The 18038-nt window shown below is 67.7% G+C and carries 14 protein-coding genes; 6 read left to right on the top strand and 8 right to left on the bottom strand.

The features are described from left to right. Positions 1 to 4: 4 nt before the first annotated feature. The 4 genes from AC56LK_RS10835 to AC56LK_RS10820 all read right to left on the bottom strand — a co-directional run bounded on the left by AC56LK_RS10835 (position 5) and on the right by AC56LK_RS10820 (position 9175). Positions 5 to 1717, bottom strand: coding sequence for a hypothetical protein (locus tag AC56LK_RS10835; RefSeq protein WP_497184555.1), 1713 nt, complete (start codon positions 1715 to 1717; stop codon positions 5 to 7). Positions 1718 to 1993: 276 nt separating this feature from the next. Further along, the gene (locus AC56LK_RS10830) at positions 1994 to 3754 is read right to left on the bottom strand and encodes a M14 family metallopeptidase (protein ID WP_497184554.1); all 1761 of its coding nucleotides are present in this window, start codon (positions 3752 to 3754) and stop codon (positions 1994 to 1996) included. Between the two features lie 113 nt (positions 3755 to 3867). Continuing rightward, on the bottom strand, positions 3868 to 5436 hold the full coding sequence (locus tag AC56LK_RS10825) for a S41 family peptidase (protein ID WP_497184553.1): 1569 nt from the start codon (positions 5434 to 5436) through the stop codon (positions 3868 to 3870). 169 nt (positions 5437 to 5605) lie between these two features. Then, the gene (locus AC56LK_RS10820; protein WP_497184552.1) at positions 5606 to 9175 is read right to left on the bottom strand and encodes an indolepyruvate ferredoxin oxidoreductase family protein; all 3570 of its coding nucleotides are present in this window, start codon (positions 9173 to 9175) and stop codon (positions 5606 to 5608) included. Between the two features lie 203 nt (positions 9176 to 9378). On the opposite strand from AC56LK_RS10820, the gene AC56LK_RS10815 reads away from it, so the two are divergent. After that, entirely contained in the window at positions 9379 to 9894 is a 516-nt protein-coding gene (locus AC56LK_RS10815) for an Lrp/AsnC family transcriptional regulator (protein WP_497184551.1), read from the top strand. Here the strand turns inward: AC56LK_RS10815 and AC56LK_RS10810 are convergent. Together AC56LK_RS10810 and AC56LK_RS10805 are read right to left on the bottom strand one after the other, a co-directional pair. Continuing rightward, entirely contained in the window at positions 9860 to 11206 is a 1347-nt protein-coding gene (locus tag AC56LK_RS10810) for an ATP-binding protein (RefSeq protein WP_497184550.1), read from the bottom strand. The two genes, AC56LK_RS10815 and AC56LK_RS10810, sit on opposite strands and share 35 nt — an antisense overlap. Further along, positions 11203 to 11943: a response regulator gene (locus tag AC56LK_RS10805; RefSeq protein WP_497184549.1), complete on the bottom strand. Its 741-nt coding sequence runs from the start codon at positions 11941 to 11943 to the stop codon at positions 11203 to 11205. Before AC56LK_RS10805 ends, AC56LK_RS10810 begins: the two co-directional genes overlap by 4 nt. 184 nt (positions 11944 to 12127) lie before the next feature. On the opposite strand from AC56LK_RS10805, the gene AC56LK_RS10800 reads away from it, so the two are divergent. From AC56LK_RS10800 to AC56LK_RS10780, 5 genes are all read left to right on the top strand, one after another. After that, entirely contained in the window at positions 12128 to 12817 is a 690-nt protein-coding gene (locus AC56LK_RS10800) for a cytochrome c biogenesis CcdA family protein (protein ID WP_497184548.1), read from the top strand. Positions 12818 to 12828: 11 nt separating this feature from the next. Further along, a complete protein-coding gene (locus tag AC56LK_RS10795; RefSeq protein WP_497184547.1) occupies positions 12829 to 13350 on the top strand; it encodes a thioredoxin family protein in 522 nt (173 codons plus the stop codon). 145 nt (positions 13351 to 13495) lie between these two features. Beyond that, positions 13496 to 14230, top strand: a complete 735-nt coding sequence (locus tag AC56LK_RS10790; RefSeq protein ID WP_497184546.1) for an SDR family oxidoreductase — start codon at positions 13496 to 13498, stop codon at positions 14228 to 14230. Between the two features lie 15 nt (positions 14231 to 14245). Continuing rightward, positions 14246 to 15271, top strand: coding sequence for an alpha/beta fold hydrolase (locus tag AC56LK_RS10785; RefSeq protein ID WP_497184545.1), 1026 nt, complete (start codon positions 14246 to 14248; stop codon positions 15269 to 15271). Positions 15272 to 15320: 49 nt separating this feature from the next. After that, positions 15321 to 15743, top strand: coding sequence for an organic hydroperoxide resistance protein (locus tag AC56LK_RS10780; RefSeq protein ID WP_497184544.1), 423 nt, complete (start codon positions 15321 to 15323; stop codon positions 15741 to 15743). Here the strand turns inward: AC56LK_RS10780 and AC56LK_RS10775 are convergent. After that, positions 15740 to 16396, bottom strand: a complete 657-nt coding sequence (locus tag AC56LK_RS10775; protein ID WP_497184645.1) for a GNAT family N-acetyltransferase — start codon at positions 16394 to 16396, stop codon at positions 15740 to 15742. The two genes, AC56LK_RS10780 and AC56LK_RS10775, sit on opposite strands and share 4 nt — an antisense overlap. A 48-nt stretch (positions 16397 to 16444) precedes the next feature. Then, on the bottom strand, positions 16445 to 17962 hold the full coding sequence (locus AC56LK_RS10770; protein WP_497184543.1) for a DAHL domain-containing protein: 1518 nt from the start codon (positions 17960 to 17962) through the stop codon (positions 16445 to 16447). Positions 17963 to 18038: the final 76 nt, after the last annotated feature.

Below are 18038 nucleotides of genomic sequence, written 5' to 3'. Positions count from 1 at the left end.
CTGCTTAACCGCGCGGGAAGTCGGTCGGCGGTGGGGCCGGTGGAGCCGTCGGCGGCGCGGTCGGCGCGGCGGTCGGGGCTGGGGTCGGCGCACTGGTCGGGGCCGCAGTCGGCGCGGCGGTCGGGGCGGCGGTCGGAGCCGGGGTTGGCGCGGCGGTCGGGGCCGCAGTTGGTGCCGCGGTTGGTGCCGGCGTCGGCGCTGCGGTCGGCGCCGGGGTCGGGGCGGCGGTCGGTGCAGGGGTTGGGGCGGCGGTCGGTGCTTGCGTCGGTGCCTGGGTTGGCGCCTGGGTTGGTGCCTGGGTTGGCGCCTGGGTTGGTGCCTGGGTTGGCGCCTGGGTTGGCGCCTGGGTTGGTGCCTGCGTTGGCGCCTGGGTTGGTGCCTGGGTGGGTGCCTGCGTTGGCGCTTGGGTCGGCGCCGCAGTTGGCGCCTGGGTCGGCGCCGGGGTCGGTGCCTGGGTCGGCGCCTGGGTCGGGGCTTGCGTCGGAGCCGGCGTCGGCGCCAGGGTCGGGGCTTGCGTCGGGGCCTGGGTCGGCGCCGGCGTCGGTTGCGTCACGGGCAGTCCCTGGATCGCCTGCACCACGCCGGCAAGCTGGGTGGAGGGCTGGGCGGACGCCGCCGGTACGCCGGTCAGCGCGCTGGTGGCGCTCACCAGCGCCACGGTGACCGCCGGCAGGCCGGCTTCGGCCGCGACCGTGCCAAGGCGCAGCGGCTGGCCGGCAGGCGCCTGGGTGATTGTGGCCGCCACCCTCTCGGCGCGGTTCTGCACGTCGTCGACGATGCGGATGATGGGATCGACGTACAGGGTCAGCAGCGGCTGCAGCGCCGCGCCGGTAGCGCCCGGTGCCGCCTGCATTACGCGGCCCACGCCGACCGCCAGGCTGGCTTCCACCAGGTTGGCCACGTCGGCGGCCAGCATCACCGTGCCGCGGGCGGCAGCGCGGTTGGTCAGCAGGCGGTCCTGGTTGGTGACGGCGCCTTGCACCAGTCCGCTGACCGAAGCCGCACCGCCGGAGGCGCTGATGCGCGTCAGTTCCGCGGCCACCGCCTGGGCCACCCGGCCATAGGCAGCGGTCGCGTCGGCTTCGGTGGTGGTCTTCTCGGTACACGCCATGACTTCCATGGCCTTCTGCAGGGCGACCATCTTCTGGATCAAGGTCGGCTCGGTAGCGGCCACCGTCAGCGGGTCGCGGTCGAGCACCAGGACCGAGGACAGGCCGAACACGCGCGCCACGATCTCGCGCGCCTGGGCAAGGTTAGGCGCCGCGTTGGAGGCGACCATCGCTTCGGCGAGCGTCGTCAGGGGCGTGACCGTCACCGACGGCTTGCTGGCGGCGTCTTCCACCATCGCGCTCATCGCATAGCTGAACGGCAGCCCGGTCGAGGTATCGGTGCCGCCCGTCACCCGCAGGCGCTGGCCGTTGACCTGGGCGATGGCCGCGGCCACCGTCAGGCCGAACTTGCCGCCGGCGTCGGTCACTGCGGACGGCTCGCTGCCGTCGCGCTGGCCATTATTGTTCTGGTCGAGCCAGACCGTCGAGCCGCTCAGGTAACCGTCGACGATCACGCCGGTCAGTACCGTGCTGGGCGCCGGCGGTTGGGCAATCGGGCCGGGGCCGGCAGGTGGGGCGGAATCGCCTCCTCCACCGCCACAGCCTCCAAGGGCGAAGGCGATGGTCAGGGCGAGGGTGGATCGTTGTGGCAGGGTCGGTTTGGGCATGGTCCTTGTCTTTCAGCGCGAGTACATCGCGCGCCGGGCGACAAGCTGCAGGTGCGAAGACACCTGCGACATGGATCTCTTTCAGGTCGGTGGTTTCTCTCACCTGCGCAGTTTGTCTTTTTTTGTAACCGGCGCGCAGTTCACGCGAGACTAGGGGAGTTGTTGACTGTTAGCAATACCTCAATTGAGGAATGTATCTGAACGACAACAAAATTACCCAGTTGAAATACAAGCGGCGCACCGCAGTGCGCCGCCAGGCCATCCGGAAAGCTTGTTTCAGGGCGCGACGTGCGCGCGCAGTACTGGATACAGGTTGAAGCGTTCGTCCCAGGACGAATGACGCTTGTAGAAGAAGTCCAGGCGCGCGTGCGGGTTCCTGGCAAAGGCCGGATCGGTCTCGACGCGGCGCTTGAATTCCGCCGCCAGCGCCGGATCGGCGGCCATCTGTTCGCGCGCCACGTCCTCGGCCACGTATTCCTCCATGTACTCCTTGCGCTCGTAGGCGTTGTTGAACAAGCCCCAGGCCAGCAGCGAGTCCGGCGCCTGCGGCTCCAGCATGGCTACCACCAGGCGCGCCTTCGGCTGGTTGACCGGCACGTACAGGGATCCCGGCAGTACCGGGCGCGGTTCGGCCTTCCAGGCGCCGTCCAGCATCAGGCGCTGGTGCGACTCGAAGGAGGTGGCGCTGAAGCTCGCCTTGTCGGCGCGGAAGGTTTCCACGGGCGCCTGCGCGATCGCCTTGTCCAGCTTGCGGAAGGCGATGCCGTGCAGGGCCAGCTTCTTCGCGACGATGTCGGCGTAGGCGGCCGGCACGATGTAGCCGGCGCGCGGCGCGGTGACCAGGCGGTCCGGCACGACTTCCTCACGCAGCGGCACGCGCCAGACCTGCGGCTTGCTTTCGTCATAGCGGGTCATCAGCATGCCGGACACGTCGGACTGGGTACGGGTGTACTCGTAGCCCTGGAAGTCGACCATCTCGGTCTTGTCGGTGGTGCGGTAGCTCAGCGCCACCTGGGTGCCGGCCAGCTGCGCGGCACGGGCGTCGGCGGCCAGTGCCGCCTGCTGCCATTGCTTGCCGTTCTGCGCGACCTGGTCCAGGATCGAGATCACGGTGTTGTGGGTCACGCGCACGCGGGTCGGGTAATCCTTCCACGAATGGGTCTCGACCAGCAGCGCCATGCGGTTACGCAGCGGGAAGTAGCCGGTCGAGAAGCGCGGGTCCGAGACGCTGTCGACGAAGCCGGACTGCGGATCGTCGGTCTTGGCGAAGGACATGTAGTAGGACTGCGGCATCGAGCCCTGCTTGGCAATGTCGGCGATGACGTTGGCGCGCAGGGCCAGGCCGGCTTTGCGGAATTCCGGGTCGCCCGAATACACCGGCTCGACCTGGATCGAGACGTCGTGCTGGAACTTGGCGCCGTCGGTGACGTGCAGGTCGACGTAGGTCAGCGGATCCCAGGCATTGACCAGCTTGAGCATGGCCTGCATCTCCGGCGCGTCGGCCTTCACGTAGTCGCGGTTCAGGTTGAAGTTCTGGGCGGTGGTGCGCCAGCCCATCTCGACCGGGCCGCGCTGGTTCGGGCGGTTCCACTTGCCGAAGCGCTCGTGGCCGTCGACGTTGAACACCGGGACGAAGACCAGCACCTGCTTGTCCAACGCACCCTTGGCCAGCTTGCCGTTCAGGGTTTCGCGCAGGGCCAGGAAGCCGGCGTCCTTGCCGTCGATCTCGCCGGCGTGGATGCCGCCCTGGATCAGGGTCACCGGCAGGCCCTGCTTCTTGGCAGAATGCGGCGTGAACGCGCCGCTGTTCGACACCACCAACGCCATCATCGGACGGTTCTCCGGCGTGCGGCCGAAATCGACGCACTTCACCTGCTTCGGATACGCCTTCGCGAAGTCGCCGCACAGCTTGATGACTTCGTCGTAGCGGCCGGTGGCCTGGAAGCCGGAGCGCTCGGAAATGGTGGTGAGGTCGGGGGCGGCTTGGACAGCGGGTACGGCAGCAAGGAGGGCCAGCAGCAGGGCGGAACGAATCATCGGGAAGACTCCAGCAATCGTCAGGTGGCAAAGCCGACGATTATAGACCTGTTTCCAGAATGAAAAGAGCCCAGGCAGCAGTGCTGGCCGGGCTCTTTTGTATCAGGCGAAGCTTACTGGCGCGGCTTCGTGTAGATCGAGATTTCCTTGGCCGGATGGCGCACCAGCTCCATGTTCACCTGGCGCGCGCGGGTGGCCGGCGGGCAGGTGCCGGTTTCGCGGTAGCTCAGGGCCGCGGCCAGCAGGCCTTCGCTGCGGTCGCCCAGCGGACGCGACAAATCGTCGGCCACCTGGCAGGTCGGCGCCAGGCCGTCCGAGAAGTCGCCGAAGCCCTTGTTGTTCACGCCCTTGAACTCGATCGAGAAGTAGGTGGTGCCGCAGTTCGGCACCGGCGTGAAGCCGTAGGGCTTGCCGCAGGTCTGGCTGCCGATCACGTCGACCTGGATGTCGGCGCCGCGCAGGCCGTTGATCACCGCTTCGCTGGCCGAGCAGCTGCCCGAAGTGGTCAGGACGGTGACGCGTTTCAGGCCCAGGTAAGGCAGCGGCGTACCGGCGCGCACCGGGTTCGGCGAGCTGAAGCCGTAGGCGGTGGTCAGGAAGGGAATGGCCGGCTGCTGCGCGATCTTGTCGTTGAACTGGGGACGCTCGAAGATCTTGCCTGCGGTCAGTTCCGGACCGGCGATCATGTAGGACAGCTCGCTGGCGATGTACAGCAGGCCGCCGCCGTTGTAGCGCATGTCGAGCACCAGGTCGCTCACGGCGGCCTGCTTGAAGGTGGTGAAGGCATCCACCAGCTCCTTCTCCGACACGGCGTTGTGGGTCTCGAAGCTCAGGTAGCCGACCTTCCCGGTCGGGGTGTCGAGCACCTGCACGTGCTTGACCGGGTCGATGCGCACTTCCGCGCCGGTCATCGACACGTCGAAGCTGGTGCCGCCGCGCTGCAGGGTGAACTGGTGCGCCTGGCCGGCCGTCTCGGGGAACAGGCCGGCATTGATCCTGTTGACCTGGTCGGCGGTGCTGCCGTTGACGAAGTCGACGCCGTCCACCTTGAGCAGCATGTCGCCGCGGCGCAGGCCGGCGGCGGCAGCCGGCGAGCCCGGCTCCACCAGGGTCACGAGCCAGGTACGCGGCACGGTGGCGCTGTTGCGCTTCCAGGTCACTCCATAGCCCAGGTCGATCCCGGAGGTCTGCAGCTTTTCCCACTCTTCGGTGGCGTAGGTGAAGTGGTACCTGTCCTTCGGCTGGCCCGACTCGGTCAGGGCCGAGGTCTTGAGCACGTTGAAGTAGTCGATGGGGTTGGTGAAATCGGCCATCCGGTAGGTGTTGGGGATCTCGTTGTACCAGAGGTAGTACTGGTTGGCCCAGGCGCGCAGGAACTTCAGCTCGTCGAGCAGGGTGCCCTGGCGGTCCGGGAAAGGCTTGCCCACGCTGTCCAGGCCGGTGCGCGGCTTGGCGCACAGGTTCCAGTAGGTGTTGAAGGCATCGCCCAGCAGATTCGGGTTGAGGTCTTCCGGCGTCGCCGTGCCGACCGGCGGGGTCGGGGTGACGGGTGTGGGCGGCGGCTGCTGGCCGGTCTGGCCCGGATTCGACACGACGCCGGGCGAACCACCGCCACCGCCGCATCCGGCGAGGACGAAGGCTGCCGCGAGCAGCGATGCGATCAGGCGGGGGGTGGTCGGCATACGACCATGTACATATGGCGGTTTCATGCAATCGATTATAGACGCGGCTATCGGGCCCAAGTGCAACCAACTGTAACAGTTGGATCTGATGGACAACAAGAAATGCTAAAGAGAATCAAAAAAACAAGGCCACCAGCGGTGGCCTTGTCTGATTGGCATGCGGCCTGGGTCAGGCTGCGCGCGGCGCGGCGCCGGCCGGCGCATGGAAGGCCGCGACCAGGGCCGCCTCCTTCTGCCTGGCCGCCTTCAGGTGGCGCTCCTTCACGTGGCCGTAGCCGCGGATGTCTTCCGGGATGCTGGCGATGGCCACCGCCTGCGCGAGGTTCTCCGCAGTCAGCTTCGGCAGCAGCGCTTCCACGGTCTGGCGGTATTCCCCGATCAGCGCACGCTCGGTGCGGCGCTCGGCGGTATAGCCGAACACGTCGAACGGGGTACCGCGCAGGCCCTTCAGCTTGGCCAGCACGCCGAAGGCACCCATCATCCACTGGCCGTATTCCTTCTTCAGCGCGCGGCCTTCCTTGTCGTGCTTGGCCAGCAGCGGCGGCGCCAGGTGGAACTTGAGCTTGATGTCGCCTTCGAACATGCCCGCGATCTTCGCCTTGAACGCCGGGTCGGTATGCAGGCGGGCGACTTCGTACTCGTCCTTGTAGGCCATCAGCTTGTAGAAGTAGCGGGCCACGGCTTCCGCCAGGCGGCTTCCCTTGCCCAGCTTGGCTTCCTCGGCGCGTACCTGGTCGACGAAGGCCTTGTACTTCGCGGCGTAGGCGGCGTCCTGGTAGGCGGTCAGCAGTTCGACGCGGCGCTTGACCACGTCGTCCAGGCTGTCGCTGCGCTTGAACTCGATCACCTGGGCCGGCGTCGCCAGCTTCTTCACCGCGGCCAGGTCGTGGGCGGCCGTACGGCCCCAGTGGAAGGCGGCCTTGTTGAACGGGACCGAGACGCCATTCAGTTCGATCGCCTTGATGAGCGAGGCTTCCTGCAGCGGCACATGACCCTTCTGGAAGGCGTAACCCAGCATGAACATATTGGTCGCGATCGCGTCGCCCATCAGCGCGGTGGCGATCTTGCCGGCGTCGACGAAGTCGACGTTCTCCGTGCCGCAGGCCTGCACGATGGCGCCGCGCGAGCCCTCGGCCGGGAACTGCCAGTCCGGGTTCTTGACGAAGGCCGCGGTGGTGGCGCCGGTCGAGTTGACGGCGGCCCAGGTACGGCCCTCGCCCATGCGGCTCAGGGCATCGCGGCTGGCGGTGACGATCTGGTCGCAGCCGATCACCAGGTCGGCACTGCCGGTGCCGACGCGGGTCGAGTGCAGGTCGGCCTGGTGCTCGGCCAGGCGCACGTGCGACATCACCGGACCGCCCTTCTGGGCCAGGCCGGACTGGTCGAGCACGAGGGCGCCCTTGCCTTCCACGTGGGCCGCCATCGCCAGGATCTGCCCGACGGTGACCACGCCGGTGCCGCCGACGCCGGCGATCAGGATGCCGTAAGGCTCCGCCACCGACGGGATGATCGGTGCCGGCAGTGCCGGCGGGGTGGCATCGGCGCTTGCCGCTTTCTTCGGCTTCTTCAACCCGCCGCCTTCGACGGTGACGAAGCTCGGGCAGAAGCCGGAGACGCAGGAGAAATCCTTGTTGCACGAGGACTGGTTGATCTGGCGCTTGCGGCCCAGCTCCGTCTCCAGCGGCTCGACCGACAGGCAGTTCGACTGCACCGAGCAGTCGCCGCAGCCTTCGCACACGGCTTCGTTGATGACGGCGCGCTTGGCCGGGTCGGGGAACTCGCCCTTCTTGCGGCGGCGGCGCTTCTCGGAGGCGCAGGTCTGGTCGTAGATGACGGCGCTCACGCCCGGCATTTCGCGCAGTTCCTTCTGCACGTCCATCAGCTCTGAACGGTGGCGCACGGTGACGCCTTCGGCCCAGGCATAGTCGTCCGGGTATTTTTCGGGCTCGTCGGTGACGACGATGATCGGGCGCACGCCTTCGGCGGCGATCTGGCGCGTGATCATGCCCGGATCGAGCGGACCGTCGACGTTCTGGCCGCCGGTCATCGCGACCGCGTCGTTGTACAGGATTTTATAAGTGATGTTGACCTTCGCGGCCACGGCCGCGCGGATCGCCAGGATGCCCGAGTGGAAGTAGGTGCCGTCACCCAGGTTCACGAACACGTGCTTCTCGTCGGTGAAGGGCGACTGGCCGATCCAGGTCGTGCCTTCCGCCCCCATGTGGGTGAAGGTGGAGGTCTCGCGGTCCATCCACAGCACCATGTAGTGACAGCCGATGCCGGCCATGGCGCGCGAGCCTTCCGGCACCTTGGTCGAGGAATTGTGCGGGCAGCCCGAGCAGAAGTAAGGGATGCGGTCGGTTTCCGGATTCGCCTTGGCCGGGATGTTCTTCAGCACCAGCTCTTTCTGCTCGAGGTAGGCGATGCGCTGCTTCACGCGTTGCTCGACCGGGTGGCCGGCGCAGTAGTGCGAGATGCGCGAGGCGATGGCGCGGGCGATCTGGGCCGGGTTCAGCTCGTAGGTGGCCGGCAGCAGCCAGTCGCCGTGGCCCATGCGGTCCTTGTTGCTCCATTCGCCGGTGTCGTCGAACTTGCCGACCACGCGCGGACGCTCGCCGTCCGGCAGGTTGTACAGGGCTTCCTTCAGCGCGTATTCCATCACCTGGCGCTTCTCTTCGACCACCAGGATCTCGTCCAGGCCGCGCGCGAACTCGTGCACGCCTTCGGATTCGAGCGGCCAGGTCATGCCGACCTTGTACAGGCGCAGGCCGATGTCGGCGGCCGCCTGCTCGTCGATGCCGAGGTCGGCCAGGGCCTGGCGGGTGTCGAGGTAGCTCTTGCCGGCGGTGATGATGCCGATCTTCGGCTTGGGGCTGTCCCAGATGATGCGATTGAGCTTGTTGGCGCGCGCATAGGCCAGCGCGGCATACCACTTGAAGTTGCTCATGCGGACTTCCTGGTCCAGCACGGCGTCCGGCCAGCGGATGTTCAGGCCGCCAGGGGGCAGTTCGAAGTCGGTCGGCAGCGCGATTTGCACGCGGTCCGGGTCGAGGTCGACCACGGCGCCGGATTCGATGATGTCGGTGACGCACTTCATCGACACCCACAGGCCGGTGTAGCGGCTCATGGCCCAGGCGTGCAGGCCGAAGTCGAGGTATTCCTGCACCGAGGACGGGTACAGCACCGGGATGCCGCAGTGGGTCAGGATGTGGTCGGACTGGTGCGCGGTGGACGAGGACTTGGCCGCATGGTCGTCACCGGCCAGCACCAGCACGCCGCCGTGCTTCGCGGAGCCGGCGTTATTGCCGTGCTTGAAGACGTCGCCGCAGCGGTCCACGCCCGGGCCCTTGCCGTACCACATGGCAAACACGCCGTCGTACTTGGCGTCCTTGTACAGGTTGGTCTGCTGGGTGCCCCAGACGGCGGTCGCCGCCAGGTCTTCGTTCATGCCCGGGTGGAACTTGACGTGGTGGGCCTCGAGGTGCTTCTTCGCCTTCATCGCGGTCTGGTCGACGGCGGTGACCGGCGAGCCGCGGTAGCCGGTGATGTAGCCGGCGGTGTTCAGGCCGGCCTTCAGGTCGCGTTCGCGCTGGAGCATCGGCAGGCGGACCAGGGCCTGCGTGCCGGTCATGAACGCACGGCCGCGTTCGAGCGTCCACTTGTCGTCGAGCGTAATATCGTGGTCGTGCTGCGCGTGCTGCGGCAGCGCCAGGCTGGCGCGCTCGAGGGGTGCGTTCATGCGGTGTCTCCGTCAACTTTTTGCCAGGGATACAGGGCGCTGCGGCTCTTGGTGGCCATCGTGCGCGCGGGCTGGTGGGACCAGCCTGATCCATCAGGCGCACAGTATATTCCTGGGGCACCGGCATTAAATTCCAATCAATTCCCCCCGCCGGACGATTTGCGCAATAAAATTGCTAGGTTCGCGAATCCACCGAGGAAAACATGTCAAAAATCGAGCTCGACAAGACTGACCGCAAGATCCTGGCGGTGCTGCAGACGGATGGCCGGCTGTCGAACCAGGACGTGGCCGAGCGCGTCAACCTGTCCCCTTCCCCCTGCCTGCGCCGCATCAAGCGCCTGGAAGAAGCGGGCGTGATCCGCCAGTACGTGGCCCTGGTCGACCCGGACAAGATCGGCCTGGGACTGCTGGCCTATGTAAACGTGCGCCTGGAAAAGCACAGCGAAGTGGCGGGCGGCGCCCGCGGCGCACCGAGCCTGCCGGCAACCTCGCCGCGCAACGATTTCGCGGTGTCGGTCGGCACCTGGCCGGAAGTGGTGGCCTGCTATGCGATGACCGGGGAGATGGATTTCCTGCTGCGCGTGCATGTCGAAGACATGGACCACTTCTCGCGCTTCATGATGGGGACCCTGCTCAAGCATCCGGCGGTGCTGGATGTGAAGTCGAGTTTTGCGCTGCAGCGCATCAAGGAGACGACGGCCTTGCCGGTGGCGGTCTGAATCCTTCCAGGCCGGGCAAGACGAAGCAGGCCTCCAGGCCACCTTGCGGATGGTTGCGCAGGGTCAGTCTGCCATCCATGGCGGCCGCCAGCTGCCTGGCAATGGCCAGCCCCAGTCCAGTGCCGCCGGTATCGCGGCTGCGCGAGCCTTCCAGGCGATAGAAGGGTTCGAACACCCTTTCCAGTTCCGCCTCGGGGATGCCCGGCCCCCTGTCCCTGACGGAGATATGCAGTTCAGCGTCCCGGCGTTCGGCCCTCACCTGAACCGCGTCGCCGTACTTGAGTCCATTGTCGATCAGGTTGCCCAGGATGCGGCGCAGCGCCTGCGGCCGGGTGGCGAGCGTTCCCCCGGCGCGGCCCTGCAGCGCCACGTCCTGCCCCGCGTCGCGGTAATCGCTCACCAGGCTGTCCAGCAGCGCATCCGGATCGATGCGGCAGGGCGCTTCCAGCGTTCCGTGCAGGGTACGCGCATAGGCGACGCCGTCGCGCACCATGGCTTCCATCTCGCGCAGGTCGCGGTTCATCTTCTCGCGCAGGATCTCGTCGTCGAGCATGTCGGCGCGCATGCGCATGCGGGTGATCGGGGTCTGCAGGTCGTGCGAGATCGCGGCCAGGATCTGGGTGCGCTCGGCCATGTAGGCCTGCAGGCGCCCCTGCATCGCATTGAAGGCGCGCGCCGCACGCGCGATCTCCAGCGGGCCGGACTCCGGCAGCGCTTCCCCGCGCAGGTCCGGGCCCAGGCTGTCGGCGGCGCCGGCCAGCCGCGCCAGCGGCCGGGTGGCCAAGCGCACCGCGAGCCAGGTGAACATGGCCAGCAAGCCCAGCTGGCCCGCCAGCACGGCGGGCAGCCAGTCCGCCACCGGCATGCCCCTGGGCCGCATGTCGATCGTCAGCGGGGAACCGTCGCCCAATGTCACCTGCGCCTGCACGCGGTTCGGATAACCCGGCACGGCATGGGCTCGCACCGGGTAGTGTTTGCCGATCGCCGCGACCAGGGCCTCGGCGATGCGCTGCGAATGCGCGCTGTCCGGCGCGTGCCCCGGGTCGGCGGGCTGCAGCGCGAAGCTGTAGGTGCGGCGCTCGAGGCGCCGCAGCCAGGCGGCGCGCTCGGCGGCCGGCAGGTGGTCCAGCAAGGCGACCGAGCTGGCCACGTCCTGCTCCAGGTAGTCCAGCATCAGGCCGACGGTGGCTTCGCGCCGCTCGGACATGATCAGGACGAAGGACAGCGCATGCGCGGCCCCCAGGCCAATGCACAGGATCAGCATCAGGCGCGCGAACAGGCTGCGCGGCCAGGGAAGGCGCAGCCCCTTCATGCCGGACCGTCCGCCACCTCGACCGAGGACGAGAACACATAGCCCTCGCTGCGCAAGGTCTTGATATAGCGCGGTTCGCGGGCGTCGTCGCGCAGGCGCTGGCGGATACGGCTCACCAGCAGGTCGATCGAGCGGTCGAACAGGTCGGCCTCGCGGCCCTGGGTGAGATTGAGCAGCTGGTCGCGCGTCAGCACCCGCTGCGGATGGTCGAGGAAGACGCGCAGCAGCCGGTATTCGGCGCCGCTCAGGGCCACCAGCGTGCCTTCGCCGTCCAGCAGATGGCGGCCGACGGTGTCGAGCTTCCAGTCGCCGAAGCGCAGGAACTGGCCGGGTTCCTTGACCTCCAGATTGGGCGGCAACATGCGCGCACGGCGCAGGATCGAGCGGATGCGCGCGAACAGCTCGCGCACGGCGAAGGGTTTGGTCAGGTAATCGTCCGCGCCCATCTCCAGGCCGACCACGCGGTCGGTCTCCTCGTCGCGCGCGGTCAGCATCAGGATGGGAACGGTGCGCCATTTGCCGGCGCGCAGGTCGCGGCACAGGGCCAGGCCGTCCTCGCCCGGCAGCATCAGGTCCAGCACCACCAGGTCGACCTGGTGCTGCTCCATCAGGCTGCGCATCTCGCGGCCGTTGGCGGCGACGGAGGCGCGCACGCCGTTCTTCTCCAGGTAGCTGGCAAGCAGTTCGCGGATCTCGCGGTCGTCGTCGACGATCAGGATGTGGTCGGGGTTGTCCATGGCGGTCGGTTGGGCGGGTTGATGGCGCAGTGGTGACTATAACGGACCGGGGCCGGGGTTTGTATGCCAATGTATCCGGCGCCCCGCCGTACACACAAGATTGCAAATACCCCGGTTTGCCGACACAAGCCGGATACGCCGGCACGGTCCAATGGGGTCTTCCAACCCCCCGGAGGACCACACCATGACCGCTTCCATCGACGCCCCGCTTGCCCTGCTCGGCGGCGTGCTCACCATCGCCTCGCCCTGCGTGCTCCCGATCCTGCCGATCGTGCTGGGCGGTGCGCTGGGCGAACAGGACCGCAGCCGGCCGCTGTTCATCGTGGCCGGCTTCGTGATCGCCTTCTCCTCGCTCGGCCTGTTGCTGGCCAGCGCCTCGCAACACGTGGTGCAGGCCCACGAGGCGCTGCGCCTGGCCGGCGTGGCAGTGCTGGCGCTGGCCGGCCTCGCCATGCTGTGGAAGACGCCCTATGCCTGGGCCATGGAACGCCTCGGCCGCCTGGCCGGCGCCCTTCCATCCGGCGGACCGCGCGCCGGCAAGACCGGCGCGCTGTTGCTGGGGGTGTCGCTGGGAGCCGTCTGGACGCCCTGCGCGGGACCGGTGCTGGCCGCCATCCTGGTGCTGGCCGCCCAGGCCCAGGACCTCGGCCGCTCCACCGGCCTGCTGATGCTGTACGCCCTCGGCGCCGGGGTCCCGATGCTGGCGATCGCCTACGGCGGCCAGTTCGCGCGCCGCCACGTGCGCGCCGTGGCCCGCCATGCCGAACGCCTGCAGCAGGTATTCGGCGTCCTGATCCTGGCCACCGCCGCCCTCTTCTATTTCCAGGCCGACGCCCTGCTCTACGCCCGCCTGGCCGACTTCATCCCCTCCTGAAAGGAAGCACCATGAAACGCCTGATCGCCACCCTGACCGCCGCCCTGCTGGGCGCGCCCTACCTGCATGCCGGCGCCGCGCCGCTCAGCCGCCCCGTCGCCGCACCCGAATTCACCGGCGTCGACCAGTGGCTGAATTCTTCCCCGCTGAGCATGCAGGGCCTGCGCGGCAAGGTCGTGCTGGTCGACTTCTGGACCTACACCTGCATCAACTGCATCCGCACCCTGCCCCACGTGAAGAGCTGGCACGAGAAGTACAAGGACAGGGGCCTGGTGGTGGTCGGCGTGCACACGCCGGAATACCCCTTCGAGCGCTCGACCGCCAACGTGCAGGCGGCCATCAAGCGCTTCGGCATCGGCTATCCGGTGGCGCAGGACAACCGCTACGCCACCTGGCAGGCCTATGGCAACCAGTACTGGCCGGCGGTCTACCTGATCGATCGCCGCGGCCGCGTCGTCTACACCCACTTCGGCGAGGGCGCTTATGCGGAGACCGAGGCCCGCATCCGCGCCCTGCTAGACGAGACGTCCTGAGACCGGCTTTGTATCTCCATGTATCCGGAGGGCGGCGATACACATGCGATTGCAAAACCCGCGCTTTTCGACATATCCGGTACACGCGGGAAGCGCGTAATGGAGCCCTCCACGACGCAGCATCCATCCACTGAAAGGAAACAGCATGATCAGCAAGACTGCAGCAAGAACGGCCCTCGTCTTCGGCGGCTCGCGCGGCATCGGCGCCGCCATCGCCCAGCGCCTGGCGCGCGAAGGCGCCAACGTCGCCTTGACGTACGCCGCAGCCGGCGCCCGCGCCGCCGAGGTGGCCGCCCTTATCGAGGGGTATGGCATGCGGGCACTGGCGATCCAGGCCGACAGCGCCGACCCGGCCGCCCTGCGCGATGCCGTCGGGCAGACGGTGGCCCGCTTCGGCCGCATCGACACCGTGGTGGTCGCCGCCGGCATCCTGGAACTGGCGGACATCGCCGCCTTCAGCTTGGAGAACCTGGACCGCATGCTCGACGTGAACGTGCGCGGCGTCTATCTCGCGATCCAGGCGGCGCTGCCGCACATGGGTGTGGGCGGGCGCGTCATCACGATCGGCAGCAATGTCGCCGAGCGCAGCAGCCACCCGGGTTCCAGCGTCTATACGCTGACCAAGGGCGCGGTCGCTTCCATGGTGAAGGCCCTGGCGGCCGACCTGGCGCCGCGCGGCATCACCATCAATAATATCCAGCCCGGTCCGATCGAGACCGACATGACCGCCAGCATGATCGACATGGTGCGCGCGATGGTGCCGCTCAAGCGCGTCGGCCAGCCATCCGAGGTCGCTTCCCTGGCGGCCTGGCTGGCGGGCGAGGAATCCGGCTACATGACCGGCGCCAGCCTGACCATCGACGGCGGCATGTCGCTGTAATCGAAGGAGAATGCCATGACCACCAACCTGAAACGCCGCGGCTTCCTGAATACCGCCTCGCTCGGCCTGGCCGCCGCCCAGCTGGGCATGATCCCGGGGATCAGCGCCGCTGCCGCTACCGGCATCTCGCCGGCCACCACCACCTTTACCAGCCTCCGCCAGGTCCGGGCCGGCGTGCTGGACGTGGGTTACGTCGACACCGGCCCGCGCGACGGCCATCCGATCGTCCTGTTCCACGGCTGGCCCTATGACATCCACGCCTTCATCGACGTCGCGCCGATCCTGGCCGCCGCCGGCTACCGGGTCATCATCCCGCACCTGCGCGGCTACGGCAGCACGCGCTTCCTGTCGGCGGATACGCCGCGCAACGGCCAGCAGGCCAGCTTCACGGCGGATGCCGTCGCCTTCCTCGACGCCCTCGGGGTGGACAAGGCCATCGTCGCCGGTTTCGACTGGGGTGCGCGCATCGCCACCACCCTGGCCGCCCTGTGGCCGCAACGCTTCCACGCCCTGGTGACCGTCAGCGGCTACCTGATCGGCAGCCAGGAAGCCAACCGCAAGCCCTTGCCGCCGAAAGCCGAACTGCAGTGGTGGTACCAGTATTACTTCGCGACGCCACGCGGGGAACTCGGCTACCACGAACACACGCATGCCTTCGCACGCTTGATCTGGGAACTGGCGTCGCCCGAATGGAAATTCGACGACGCCACCTTCGCGCGCTCGGCCAGATCCCTGGATAACCCGGACCACGTCGCAATCTCGGTCAGCAATTACCGCTGGCGCCTGGGCCTGGCGCCGGGAGAAGCCCGCTACGATGCCCTGGAGCGCAGGCTGGCCGCCTTCCCGCCGGTGACGGTGCCCAGCATCAGCATGGAAGGCGCGGCCAACGGCGCGCCGCACCCGAATCCGAAGGATTACGCCAAACGCTTCACGGGCCGTTACGAACACCGCCACCTGGACGGCGGCATCGGCCACAACCTGCCGCAGGAGGCGCCGCGCGAGTTTGCCCAGGCCATCCTGGATGTCGCTCAATGGATCTAACGCACGTCAGGCAATGAAAACACACCCTCATACCGAACAAGGAAACATCATGAACGATCACACGAAGGTTCTATATACCGGCAAGACCCGCACGACCGGCGGCCGCAGCGGCAGCACGCGCAGTGATGACGGGCGCCTCGACATCGCCCTGTCGCCGCCCGGGTCCGGTGGTTTGGGCAGCAATCCGGAACAGTTGTTCGCTGCCGGCTGGTCGGCCTGCTTCATCGGCGCACTGCAGCACGCCGCGCGCGGGCTCGACATACGCCTGCCGCAGGAGACGGGAGGGGATGCCGAGGTCGACCTGTGCCATGGGGACGACGGTTATTTCCTGCGCGCCCGCTTGCGGGTGCGGCTGCCCGATCTGCCCGCCGACACGGCGCAGGCGCTGGTCGATACCGCGCACCGGACTTGCCCGTATTCGAAAGCGTCACGCGGTAATGTCGCAACGACCATTACCCTGGTCTCGTCCTAAGGTTTCTTCCTGGGTGACAGCCACTTGGTGGCGGCGCGCGCATTGGCCTTGACGGTGTAATCGATCACCGCCCACTGCTCTTCCAGCGCCTCCGCCATCACGCTCGCCGGGCTCGGCGGCGGCAGCTGCAGGTAGGCATCCGCCTCGCCGTACTCGCGCTTGATCTCCATCCCCGCCTTGCGCGCGATGTGCATCATGGTCTGGTTCGAGGTCAGGCATTGCATGTACAGGGTGTCCACGTCCGCATTGCGGCAGTGGATGGCCGCGCGCTGGAACAGGCGCGAGCCGACGCCCTGGCCGCGCGCCGACTTCGACACCGACACGCCGAACTCCGCCACCCGCTCCTTCTGCGTCGGCTTGCCCTGGTCGGCCTTGGCGAAGGCCAGGTGGCCTACCCCGACCAGCTGGAATACGCGACTGACCACGCCGAACACGATGTCGTGCCTGAAATCGATCTTTTCGACGTACTTGGCGATCGCGTCGTCGGGAATGACGCTGCCGAAGCGCAGCAGGCGGTCGTTGTCGTCCAGCGCCAGGAAATGGCGCAGGATGCGGCGGCGGTCACGCTCGCCCAGTTCCTTGACGAGCACGGTCGGGCGGCCAGGCTTGCCGCCGAAGCCCTTCAGCCAGCGAAAGAGCGCATTGTCGAACATGGTGGGCATTCTTTTGTGCAGTGCAACATAATCGCATTGTAGCGGATTCTACTGTGAAGCGCTGCTCTGCACCGGCACGATCCACTGCGCTTGCGGACTGACCACGAACACGCCCTTGCCGGCCTGCTTGGCCTCGTACATCGCCTTGTCGGCTTCGGCCAGCAGCGCCGCCGAGCCGCGCGCCGCCCCCACTTGCCCGCGCGCGCTCGAGATGCCGATGCTGGCCGAAATCCTGACCGGATTGCCGTCCGCCTCGGTCACCGACTTGATCTGGTCGAGCGCCAGCTGGGCCACGCGCAAGGCGCCTTCGCGCGAGGCAACCTCTTCCAGCATGATGACGAACTCGTCGCCGCCCAGGCGCGCCAGCGCATCCTCGGCGCGCAGCTTCTCCTGCACCCGGCGCGCCACCATCTGCAGCACCAGGTCGCCGGTGGCGTGGCCGTAGGTGTCGTTCACGGCCTTGAAGCCGTCGAGGTCGATGAACATGATGACCACCACCGAATCGCGGCGGGTGGCCCGGGCCAGCGCCCGCTCGAGCAGGCGGGTCAGCTGGCGGTAGTTGATCAGGCCGGTCAGGCTGTCGTGCTGGGCCAGGCGTTCGAGCTGCTTCGACTGCGCTTCCAGCTCGGCGGTGCGCTCGGCCACGCGGTGCTCGAGGTTTTCGTTGGCCGCCTGCAGGCGGTGGTTGACCTCGCCGATGATGCGGTAGGTTCGCCGCAGGCGCATGCCGGCATAGGCCAGCAGCAGCAGCAGGAAGGCCGAGTAGGCGAACAGGTAGCCGCGGTAGCGCTCGCGCACCGCCAGCGCGGCATCGAAGGAGCGGTCGAACTCGCGCCCCAGGCCGTCGAGGGCGGCGCCGGTGGCGGTGGCGGCAATCTGCGCCTCCAGCCGGTTTTCCAGCGGGCGTTTCTCCAGGATCACGCGCGCGGCCTTGATGATGGCGTCCATCTTCTCGACCAGCGCCGGCGAGAACGCGATCTGCTGGGCCGCGATGTCGCCCAGGGTCTCGTCGATGCGCGCCGCCAGCGGCGGGCTGGGGACGACGTTGTAGCGCAGGACTTCGGTCAGCAGCGCATTCAGCGAGGCATCCAGCCGGACCACGAGGCGGGCCGGCGCCAGCGCGCCCTCGATGCCGCCCAGTTCGGTCTTCAGGTCGGCCACGGCCGGCGGGAGGAAAGTCAGGGCCTCGCGCAGCGGCGGGTTATGGCGTGCAAACTGGGCGGTGAGCAGTTCCTTGCGCTGTATCGCGTCGCGCAATTGGGTATACGACTTGTCCACGGACGGCCCGGCGGCTTCCGGCACCACCTCGCCGAGGCGAGCCAGCAGGTCGTGCATGCGAGGCAGCTGGGTGGTCAGATGCGGGGTGACGGGCGCGCGGCCGATGTGGGCGCGCAGGATGTTGGCGTCCCATTCCGCGTCGAGCTTTTCGAGCTCGCGCAGGTTGAGCATCACATCGTTGCGGACTTCGGGATCGGTTCCTTCCGAGCGGATATAGAAGTAGGCGAGCAGCAAGGCCAGCACCAGCACCGCCAGGCCGGCAAGTTGCAGGCGGCGACGCGGTTTCAAGCTCGCTACGCGCTGCGCCAGCACGGCAACCATCTTTCCTCCGTTACATCATGTTGACTTTCTTATCCGAAGAAGG

The sequence above is a fragment of the Telluria sp. ZB4P36 genome, assembly GCF_059685865.1.
Note: the sequence above shows the minus strand (reverse complement) of the source record. Positions and strands in the feature narration are given on the sequence as shown.

What these genes read in the sequence shown, in the direction of transcription:
- AC56LK_RS10835 (WP_497184555.1), bottom strand. Translation starts at nt 1,717, where the DNA reads ATGCCCAAACCGACCCTGCCACAACGATCCACCCTCGCCCTGACCATC.
- AC56LK_RS10830 (WP_497184554.1), bottom strand. Translation starts at nt 3,754, where the DNA reads ATGATTCGTTCCGCCCTGCTGCTGGCCCTCCTTGCTGCCGTACCCGCT.
- AC56LK_RS10825 (WP_497184553.1), bottom strand. Translation starts at nt 5,436, where the DNA reads ATGCCGACCACCCCCCGCCTGATCGCATCGCTGCTCGCGGCAGCCTTC.
- AC56LK_RS10820 (WP_497184552.1), bottom strand. Translation starts at nt 9,175, where the DNA reads ATGAACGCACCCCTCGAGCGCGCCAGCCTGGCGCTGCCGCAGCACGCG.
- AC56LK_RS10815 (WP_497184551.1), top strand. Translation starts at nt 9,379, where the DNA reads ATGTCAAAAATCGAGCTCGACAAGACTGACCGCAAGATCCTGGCGGTG.
- AC56LK_RS10810 (WP_497184550.1), bottom strand. Translation starts at nt 11,206, where the DNA reads ATGAAGGGGCTGCGCCTTCCCTGGCCGCGCAGCCTGTTCGCGCGCCTG.
- AC56LK_RS10805 (WP_497184549.1), bottom strand. Translation starts at nt 11,943, where the DNA reads ATGGACAACCCCGACCACATCCTGATCGTCGACGACGACCGCGAGATC.
- AC56LK_RS10800 (WP_497184548.1), top strand. Translation starts at nt 12,128, where the DNA reads ATGACCGCTTCCATCGACGCCCCGCTTGCCCTGCTCGGCGGCGTGCTC.
- AC56LK_RS10795 (WP_497184547.1), top strand. Translation starts at nt 12,829, where the DNA reads ATGAAACGCCTGATCGCCACCCTGACCGCCGCCCTGCTGGGCGCGCCC.
- AC56LK_RS10790 (WP_497184546.1), top strand. Translation starts at nt 13,496, where the DNA reads ATGATCAGCAAGACTGCAGCAAGAACGGCCCTCGTCTTCGGCGGCTCG.
- AC56LK_RS10785 (WP_497184545.1), top strand. Translation starts at nt 14,246, where the DNA reads ATGACCACCAACCTGAAACGCCGCGGCTTCCTGAATACCGCCTCGCTC.
- AC56LK_RS10780 (WP_497184544.1), top strand. Translation starts at nt 15,321, where the DNA reads ATGAACGATCACACGAAGGTTCTATATACCGGCAAGACCCGCACGACC.
- AC56LK_RS10775 (WP_497184645.1), bottom strand. Translation starts at nt 16,396, where the DNA reads ATGTTCGACAATGCGCTCTTTCGCTGGCTGAAGGGCTTCGGCGGCAAG.